The 8,678-nt window shown below is 66.1% G+C and carries 8 protein-coding genes; 7 read left to right on the top strand and 1 reads right to left on the bottom strand.

The features are described 5' to 3' along the window. Positions 1–276 (bottom strand): DNA-binding protein (locus tag KVS69_RS17225; RefSeq protein WP_217539131.1); only part of this gene is annotated, 276 nt, incomplete at its 3' end. Positions 277–593: 317 nt separating this feature from the next. On the opposite strand from KVS69_RS17225, the gene KVS69_RS17220 reads away from it, so the two are divergent. The 7 genes from KVS69_RS17220 to KVS69_RS17190 all read left to right on the top strand — a co-directional run bounded on the left by KVS69_RS17220 (position 594) and on the right by KVS69_RS17190 (position 8,658). Continuing rightward, positions 594–986 (top strand): hypothetical protein, encoded by a 393-nt coding sequence (locus KVS69_RS17220; RefSeq protein WP_102789625.1) that lies wholly within the window; start codon positions 594–596, stop codon positions 984–986. A gap of 71 nt (positions 987–1,057) precedes the next feature. Next, a complete protein-coding gene (locus KVS69_RS17215) occupies positions 1,058–2,368 on the top strand; it encodes a TolC family protein (protein ID WP_182338186.1) in 1,311 nt (436 codons plus the stop codon). Continuing rightward, the gene (locus KVS69_RS17210; RefSeq protein WP_167390410.1) at positions 2,365–3,849 is read left to right on the top strand and encodes an efflux RND transporter periplasmic adaptor subunit; all 1,485 of its coding nucleotides are present in this window, start codon (positions 2,365–2,367) and stop codon (positions 3,847–3,849) included. The genes KVS69_RS17215 and KVS69_RS17210 overlap by 4 nt, the downstream gene beginning before the upstream one ends. Beyond that, on the top strand, positions 3,846–7,025 hold the full coding sequence (locus KVS69_RS17205; protein ID WP_102789627.1) for a CusA/CzcA family heavy metal efflux RND transporter: 3,180 nt from the start codon (positions 3,846–3,848) through the stop codon (positions 7,023–7,025). The genes KVS69_RS17210 and KVS69_RS17205 overlap by 4 nt, the downstream gene beginning before the upstream one ends. 87 nt (positions 7,026–7,112) lie before the next feature. Next, positions 7,113–7,520: a copper-binding protein gene (locus KVS69_RS21135; protein WP_246333236.1), complete on the top strand. Its 408-nt coding sequence runs from the start codon at positions 7,113–7,115 to the stop codon at positions 7,518–7,520. 245 nt (positions 7,521–7,765) lie between these two features. Beyond that, the gene (locus tag KVS69_RS17195; RefSeq protein ID WP_102789628.1) at positions 7,766–8,113 is read left to right on the top strand and encodes a metalloregulator ArsR/SmtB family transcription factor; all 348 of its coding nucleotides are present in this window, start codon (positions 7,766–7,768) and stop codon (positions 8,111–8,113) included. Beyond that, positions 8,110–8,658 (top strand): arsenate reductase ArsC, encoded by a 549-nt coding sequence (locus tag KVS69_RS17190; RefSeq protein WP_217539130.1) that lies wholly within the window; start codon positions 8,110–8,112, stop codon positions 8,656–8,658. Before KVS69_RS17195 ends, KVS69_RS17190 begins: the two co-directional genes overlap by 4 nt. Positions 8,659–8,678: the final 20 nt, after the last annotated feature.

Genomic DNA, 8,678 nt, shown 5'->3' with positions numbered 1-8,678 from the left:
CTCACGCTCCTGGGTGAGGATGGCCTCTGCTTCCTCCTGGAGCCGCGAGGCCAAGCGCGCAACCAAGTCCTGCAAAGCATCACTAACGGCTACCGTCCTCGCCGGACCGCCGCCTTCCTCTCCTTCCAGTTCACGCAAGTAGCGGTGGATCGTGGTCTTGGAGCCCGTGTTGCCCAAGGCCACTCGCACCGCGTCGACTGACGGCTTCTTGCCTTGGGCCAGCAGCGCGTCGCGCGCCTTCTGGACGTCACTCTTATAGAGTCCTGCGCGCGCCATCGTGCCACCCCACTTTATTTCGTAATGTATTACATACCATGTAATTACATACTATTAAAGCAGGTAGACGACCGCTCGTCGGCGAAAATAGTTATACGGGATAATATTGAATTATCCCGCGTGATACCCCGTTGGGCCCGTCAGACAGACGTCAAGCAGTACGAAACCACCATTCCGTGAACTTCCGGCATGTACCGCGCTTCCAAGCAAGCACTCGCAGAGCTATGCTCATTCGCAATGCTCTCTTCCTTGGCCCCTCTTACGCGTAACCAACGCCCGTGTGCTCGGGTGGTCGTGTTGCCCTGCGCGGGTCGCCGATGAAGCTGCGCGCGTTCCGGACCCGTTCGCTCCGTCTGCGCTTTGCTTGGCTGGCATTGCTGGCGCTGTTGTTCCAGCAAATCGCGCTGGCCGCCTATGCGTGTCCCGTCAGCGAAACGCCACTGGAACCGCGGATGGTCATGGCCGGTTGCGAAGGCATGGAAATGCCCGATCCGCAGGTACCGGCCCTGTGCGACCAGCATTGTCTGCGGGATCACGTCACCAGCCAAGACCTCAAAGCGCCACAGGTGCCGTCGCTCGGCCTGCCGCCGGTGCACTTCGCGTTGACCGCGGCCTTACTGCCGCCGGTTGAAGCCCAGTACTACGAAGACGTGCCCACCTGCCGGTCCGACCCGCCGCCGGCGCAGCGCTTCTGTAGCCTGCAGATCTAGACCCCCAACGTAACTCGTCCCCGCGCTGCCGGATCCGCCGGCGCGCTCGTCGTTGCGTGTTCGGAGGTCTCATGTCGTTTTCTTCCCCGCTGCACCACCGGTGCAGCATTTGCCGTTTGCGCGTCTGGGTGCTCGCTTTCGGCTTGTTTGCCGTCGCTCCTGCCTGGTCTGCTACGGCCAGCATCACATTCGATGACGCGGTACGCTTGGCGGCCGAGCGCGCCCCGATGCTCCAGGCGCGTCAGTCGCAGATTGCGGCCAGCCAGGAAGAAGCCGTCCGCGCGGCGGCCTTGCCCGACCCTAGGTTGACGCTGGGCGTCGCCAATCTACCGGTAACGGGCGCCGACGCGTTCGACGCCAGCGCCGACTTCATGACCATGAAGCAGATCGGCGTGATGCAAGACTTTCCGGCTCATGCCAAGCGTCAGGCACGCCAGGCGGTCGCCGACCGCACCGTCGAGCAGGCACAGGCGCTGTCGGTGGCCGAACGACTCGCCGTGCGACAGGCCGTGGCGCGAGCCTGGATCGCCCAGTGGGCGGCGCAACGAGAAGTCACGGCGTTGCAGGCCCTGCGCGAACCAACCGGCATAGCCGTTCGCTCCGCCAAGGCACGGCTCGCCGGCGGCACCGGTTCGGCGGTCGACGCGATGGCGACGCAAAACGCCGCGCTGGAAGTGGAAAACCGCATCGACGACGCCGAGGCGTCGTTGGAAGCCGCGCGTGCCAGCTTGGCACGCTGGTTGGGCGAAGAACCGATGGCGCTTCGCATCGAGGGCGCACCGCCCGAGCTGATGACGCTGCCGGTTGCCCCAGCCACGCTGGTGGCCTCGGTCGATCGACAAGGGCCACTTCTGCCTTGGCACTCCCGCGAGACCATCGCCGAAGCGCAAGTCGATGCTGCCATTGCCGAGAAGCGGCCGGACTGGAGTCTCGGCGTGACTTACGGGCAGCGCGAACGCACGCCCGAAGGCCTGCCACGCAGCGACATGCTGATGGTCGAGTTCGCGATCGATCTGCCGTTGTTCCCGCGCAACCGGCAGGACCGCGGCGTGGCCGCGCGGCGTGCCGAACTGGACACGGTGGCCGCCGAACGCGAGGACGCCCGTCGTGCACAGGCCGAGCGCGTGCGCATGACCCTGGCCGAATGGGAAGGACTCAAGCGGCAGGTGGCGCGCAAGGAAACCGAGTCGCTCCCGCTGGCCCGTGACCGCGCGAAGACCGCGCTGGCCGCCTACGCCGCCGGCGCCGACCTGCAACCGTGGCTCGAAGCGCGCCGCGACGAAATCGAACTGCACGTGATGCACGCCCGCCACCTGGGCGAACTCGGCCGCGCCTGGGCGGCGCTGGCCTATCTGCTGCCCGAAGAGGAACGCTCGCCATGACGTACACGATGAATCGAGTGGCGATGATCGCCGCAGCGGCCGCACTGCTGGTGGCCGGCCTCGCCGGTGGTTACTGGTGGGCCCAGCGCGGAAGCGACCACGACATGGCGATAGCCGATGCACCGGCGACCGCTGCTGGCGAGCGCAAAGCGCTGTACTGGTACGACCCGATGGTGCCAGACCAGCACTTCGACAAGCCGGGCAAGTCGCCCTTCATGGACATGCAACTGGTGCCGAAGTACGCCGACGAAGTGGCCGGCGGTGGCGTCAACATCGACCCGGGCCTGCGGCAGAGCGTGGGCATCCGCACCGAGGAAGTCGAGGTCGGCCGGTTGGCGGCGACGATGCGCGTGCCAGGCACGCTGGCCTGGGATCTTCGCCGGGAAGCCGTGGTTAGCGCGGTGACCGAAGGCCTGGTGAGCCGGGTGCAAGTCAAGGCCCCGTACACGAGGGTCGCACGGGGTCAGCCGCTGGCGGCGTTGCTGGCACCAGGATGGAGCAGTGCGCTGGCCGAAGCGCAGGCGCTGCGCCATGCGCAGTCCGCGTCGGCACGGGAACTGCAGTCGGCCGCGCAGCAACGGCTGCGCGTACTCGGCGTGCCCGGCGGCCTGGGCCGCGACGGCAGCGTGACCTTGAGCGCACCGCACGACGGCGTGGTCACCGAAGTGCTAGCCCGCGAAGGCCAGACGGTGATGCCCGGCACACCGCTGTTCCGCGTCAACGGCACGGCCACGCTGTGGCTGGAGGCGGCGATCCCGCAGGCCGATGCGGCGCGGTTGCGACCGGGCACGCCGGTCGAGGCGGTCGTCAGCGCGTTTCCGGGGCAGACCTTCGCAGGCGAAGTCGAAACCCTGCTGCCGCAAGTCGATACGGCAAGCCGCACGCAGCAGGCCCGGATCGTGCTGCGCAATCCCGACGGCGCGCTGGCGCCGGGCATGTTTGCCGAGGTGACGGTGCAGCCCGAAGGCGGCGCACCGGTACCACTGGTGCCCACCGAAGCGCTGATCGCCACCGGCACGGACAGTCGGGTGATCGTGCAGGACGCCAAGGGCGGCTTCCAGCCGGTGCGCGTGCGCACCGGCCGCAGTGGCGGTGGCCGCACCGAAATCCTCGCCGGGCTCAAGGGCGGCGAGCGCGTGGTCGTGTCGGGCCAGTTCCTGATCGACTCGGAGGCCAGTTTGTCGGGATTGCTCGGACGTCTTGAAACGGCCAAGGCGCCCGAAGCCGCGGGCCAAGCGGTCCTGCACGAGACTGAGGCCACCGTCGAGTCCATCGCCGGCGGACAGATCACCCTCGACCACGGCCCGTTCGCGACGCTGAACATGCCGGGCATGACGATGGCTTTTCCGCTGGCCAATCCGGACGTGGCCAAGGACATCCAGACTGGCGACCGCGTACACGCCTTTGTCCGCTCCGACGCCAAGGGACTGACGGTGGAACGGCTTGAGCCGATCGGAGAACGCGCGGGAGATCAACCATGATCGCCCACCTGATCCGCGCCTCCATCGCCAACCGCGCCCTCGTGCTGATGGCGGCCGTGCTGCTGGCTGCCGCCGGCCTGTGGTCGGCGCTACACACACCGCTGGATGCGCTGCCCGACCTGTCCGACACCCAGGTCATCATCCGCACCCAATGGCCCGGCCAGACGCCCCGCATCGTCGAAGACCAGGTCACCTATCCACTGACCACGACGATGTTGTCGGTGCCCGGCGTCACCGCCGTGCGTGGGTTCTCGTTCTTCGGAGACTCCTACGTCTACATCCTGTTCGACGACGACACCGACTTGTACTGGGCGCGCTCGCGCGTACTGGAGTACCTGAGCCAGGTCCGCGATCAATTGCCTCCAGACGTCAGTCCGGCCCTTGGGCCCGACGCCACGGGCTTGGGCTGGATCTACGAGTACGCCTTGGTGGACCGCACCGGCCAGCATGACCTGGGCCAGTTGCGGGCGCTGCAGGACTGGTTCCTGCGCTACGAGTTGAAGACCGTGCCCGACGTGGCCGAGGTCGCCAGCGTCGGCGGCATGGTGCGCGCTTGGCAGATCGTGCCCGACCCGCAGGCACTGGCGGCCCGCGACCTCACCGTGGCGCAGGTGATCGCGGCGGTGGATGCGGCCAACGGTGCCACCGGCGGCTCGGTGATCGAACAGGGCGAGGCCGAACTGATGGTGCGCAGCGAGGGCTACCTGCGCAGCCGCGAGGATTTCGAGCGCGTCCCCCTCAGCAGCACCGCCGCCGGCGTGCCCGTCCTGCTGGGCGAAGTGGCCACCATCACCCGTGGCCCGACCTTCCGCCGCGGCATCGCCGAACTCGACGGCGAGGGCGAAGTCGCCGGTGGCGTGATCGTGCTGCGCACCGGTAAGGATGCGTTGAGCGCGATCGAGAACGTCAAGGCAAGACTGAAGCAGTTGCAAGCCAGCCTGCCGGAGGGCGTGGAGATCGTGCCGGTCTATGACCGCTCCGAGCTCATCCATGGGGCCGTACGCAATCTCACCCACAAGCTGGGCGAGGAGTTCCTGGTGGTGGCGCTGGTGTGCGCTCTGTTTCTTTGGCACCTGCGTTCGGCACTGGTCGCGGTGATCACGCTGCCGCTTGGCGTGCTGGCCGCGTTCATCGTGATGCGCTACCAGGGCATCACCGCGAACCTGCTGTCGTTGGGCGGCATCGCCATCGCGATTGGCGCGATGGTCGACGGTGCCGTGGTGATGATCGAGAACGCGCACAAGCATCTGGAGCATTGGCGCGAAACCAACGGTCGTGACCCGGAGGGCGAGGAACGCTGGGATCTGATGGCCGCGTCGGCCATCGAGGTCGGTCCGGCACTGTTCGCAAGCCTGCTGGTGATCACCTTGTCGTTCGTGCCGGTGTTCGCGCTGCAGTCGCAGGAGGGCCGGCTGTTCTCCCCGCTGGCCTACACCAAGACCTATGCGATGGCGGCGGCGGCCGGTTTGTCGGTGACCCTGATCCCGGTGCTGATGGGTTACCTGATCCGCGGCCACATCCGTCCCGAGCAGGCCAACCCCGTCAATCGCGTGCTGATCGCCGGCTACCGGCCGGTGCTGGACTGGGTCCTGCGGCACCCGCGCCTGACGCTGGGTTTGAGCGGATTGTTGCTGCTGCTCACTGCCGTTCCCTATGCGCGCATCGGCAGCGAGTTCATGCCGCCGCTCGACGAGGGCACGTTGTTGTACATGCCCACAGCGCTGCCGGGGTTGTCGGCGGGAAAGTCCGGTCAGTTGCTGCAGCTTTCCGACCGCATGATCAAGACCGTGCCCGAGGTCGCGCACGTGTTCGGCAAGGCCGGCCGTGCCGATACCGCAACCGACCCGGCGCCGATCGAGATGTTCGAGACCACGGTGACGTTCAAGCCGCGCGATCAATGGCGGCCTGGCATGACCATGGACAAGTTGCGTGCTGAACTTGATGCGGCGGTGAAGGTGCCGGGTCTGACGAACCTGTGGGTGCCACCGATCCGCAACCGCATTGACATGCTTGCCACCGGCATCAAGAGCCCGATCGGGATCAAGGTGTCGGGGCCGGACACCCGGGTTATCGAGCAGATCAGCAGCGAACTTGAACGCCTCGCGAGAACGGTGCCCGGTGTGAGTTCCGCGTTGGCCGAGCGCGTGACCGGCGGTCGCTATGTTGATGTCAGCATCCGTCCGGAAGTCGCAGCCCGCTACGGCTTGAGCCAGGCGGATCTGCAGCAGCTCATCGCCACGGTCGTCGGTGGCGATCCCATCGGCGAGACCATCGAGGGCCGCGAGCGCTATCCCATTGTGCTGCGCTACCCCCGCGGGCAACGCGATTCGCTGGCGGCGCTAGCGCAATTGCCACTGGTGGCTCCAGGTGGCGTGGAACTCTCGCTGGGGCAAGTGGCCGATCTGACGCTGACGCCCGGACCGCCGATGCTCAAGAGCGAGAACGGACGTCTGGTCGGTTACATCTTCGTCGATGTCGCCGGCCGGGATCTCGGTTCGGTGGTGAAGGACCTGCAGCAGCGCACCGCCAAGGACATCACCTTGCCGCCGGGTTATGGCATTGCATGGTCGGGCCAGTACGAATACCTGGCGCGGGCGCTGGCTCGGTTGCAGTGGGTCGTGCCGGCCGCTCTGGCGATCATCTTTCTGCTCATCTACCTGGTGTTCCGCCGCTTCAGCGAGGCAGCCATCATTCTGCTGAGCGTGCCGCTGGCGCTGGTCGGCGGGCTGTGGCTGATCTGGGGACTCGGCCACGCGATGTCGATCGCAACCATGATCGGTTTCATCGCGTTGGGCGGCGTCGCCGCCGAGTTCGGCGTGATCATGCTGCTGTACCTGCGCCACGCTTGGGAGCGGCGCCTCGCTGCGGGCGAACCGGAGACTCTCGCCACGCTGGAGGCGGCCATCCGCGAAGGCGCGGTGCTGCGCGTGCGACCCAAGGCCATGACCGTCGCCGTGATCCTCGCCGGCCTGCTGCCCTTGTTCATCGGTGGCGGTGCCGGGTCGGAAGTCATGCAACGCATCGCCGCGCCGATGATCGGCGGGATGGTCACCGCGCCATTGCTGTCGATGCTGGTGATTCCGGCCGCGTATCGCCTGCTGCGTGGTCGCACTTTGTCACGAACCACGCCCGCGGCACCGCCGCCAGATGCCGCGACGTGTCAAAGACCACATTGAAATTGCTTTTATAACGGTGGCGGCAGGCCGACTGCGTTGCCGTCGCATGACTCTGCAGTCACCCTTCAATAATCGAGGTAAGAACAGATGAAACTGATGCCCTTCGCGTCCACCCTGGCGATACTGCTGCTGGCAGCATGCTCGCAGGCACCCAGCAATGACGATGCGACCACCCATGGCTCCGCTGCGACGGCTGACAACATGGCTATGTCGGCCACAGAACATGCACAGATGGCTGATCGGGAAAAACCCGCTTCGCCCGAGAGGGCTAAAAACGCTTCAGCCGCCGGCACGGTGGAGTCCGTCGACATTGCTGCCGGCAAGATCACCATCGCCCATGGCCCGGTAGAGGCACTGCACTGGCCGGCTATGACGATGGGCTTCACGGCATCGCCCGAGCTGATCGCTCCGGTGGAGGTCGGACAGAAAGTGCAGTTCGATTTCGAGGCGCGAGGCATGACGGCCAGGATCACCCGAATCGCTCCTGCACAGTAGCTGGGTCTGCGGGATATCCGAGGAGCGGCGGTGTCGCCCTCGGACCAGAACTGCGTCGGCCACTAACTGGCTTCACCTGGAAGCTGACCTCGCGAAAATGGCGAAGGAGCGGCGCTATGTCGAGACAGGCTCGCCGTGGACGGTGTTGCCATCGGCCACGGGCGACCTTCCTCAGCTCCGCCGAGTAGAGGCGGAGGGTCCGCCACCTCATTTTGATTCTACAAGAATAGTTGTATAGTGCAGTTATGAAAGATGACTTTGCTGTCTCAGCGCTGTCTGCCCTTGCGCATTCCGACCGCCTAGCCGCATTCAGGATGCTCGTGCGCGCAGGCCCCAATGGCATGCCGTCGGGCGAGATCGCCGAAGCGCTTGGGATTGCGCCACCGCGCATGAGCTTTCACCTTGCGACCCTGGAGCGGGCGAGCCTTCTGCGCTCTTGGCGCGACGGGCGGCGCGTCCTGTACGCGGCCAGCTACGAGGACATGCGCCAGCTTCTTGAATTCCTCACTGAGGACTGCTGTTCCGGGAATCCGGACATCTGCGGCGCCCTCAATAACCTCGTCACTCCTTGTACCGCGGAGACCTGCGCATGAGCTTTCCTCAGCCCTTTAACGTCCTGTTCCTATGCACCGGTAATTCAGCCCGCTCGATCCTGGCCGAGAGCGTCCTTCGCAAGATCGGCGATGGCCGTTTCAATGCGTTCTCCGCGGGCAGCCACCCCAAGGGGGAGGTCCACCCTCTGGCAATCGAGACGCTGCGTCAGGCCGACTACCCAGTCGAGGGCCTGCGCTCCAAGGCGTGGGACGAGTTCGGAGTGCCGGATGCCCCGCGCATGGATTTCGTGTTCACCGTCTGCGACCAAGCCGCCGGCGAGGCCTGCCCGTTCTGGCCAGGACAGCCGGTTACCGGGCACTGGGGCATCGAGGACCCTAGCCACGAAACGCGCGGGGACATGTGGCAGCGCGCTGCCTTCCGGCAGGCGCTGGTGTACATGGAGAACCGCATCAAGGCGTTCGTCGCGCTACCGATCCACACGCTGTCGCGGGCGGCCTTGACGGCGCAGGTAAGCGACATCGGGCAGTTCGAGGGCGCCACGTCGCCCCGTCCCGACCCGACGCGGCTTGAGGGATCATCATGACGCTGCCGCTCTACCATAAC

The sequence above is a fragment of the Stenotrophomonas sp. GbtcB23 genome (assembly GCF_019091045.1).
In the GTDB taxonomy this organism is placed as follows: domain Bacteria; phylum Pseudomonadota; class Gammaproteobacteria; order Xanthomonadales; family Xanthomonadaceae; genus Stenotrophomonas; species Stenotrophomonas rhizophila_A.
Note: the sequence above shows the minus strand (reverse complement) of the source record. Positions and strands in the feature narration are given on the sequence as shown.

Coding starts and splice junctions, on each gene's coding strand:
- KVS69_RS17190 (WP_217539130.1), top strand. CDS start 8,110: ATGAGCTTTCCTCAGCCCTTTAACGTCCTGTTCCTATGCACCGGTAAT.
- KVS69_RS17220 (WP_102789625.1), top strand. CDS start 594: ATGAAGCTGCGCGCGTTCCGGACCCGTTCGCTCCGTCTGCGCTTTGCT.
- KVS69_RS17210 (WP_167390410.1), top strand. CDS start 2,365: ATGACGTACACGATGAATCGAGTGGCGATGATCGCCGCAGCGGCCGCA.
- KVS69_RS21135 (WP_246333236.1), top strand. CDS start 7,113: ATGAAACTGATGCCCTTCGCGTCCACCCTGGCGATACTGCTGCTGGCA.
- KVS69_RS17205 (WP_102789627.1), top strand. CDS start 3,846: ATGATCGCCCACCTGATCCGCGCCTCCATCGCCAACCGCGCCCTCGTG.
- KVS69_RS17195 (WP_102789628.1), top strand. CDS start 7,766: ATGAAAGATGACTTTGCTGTCTCAGCGCTGTCTGCCCTTGCGCATTCC.
- KVS69_RS17215 (WP_182338186.1), top strand. CDS start 1,058: ATGTCGTTTTCTTCCCCGCTGCACCACCGGTGCAGCATTTGCCGTTTG.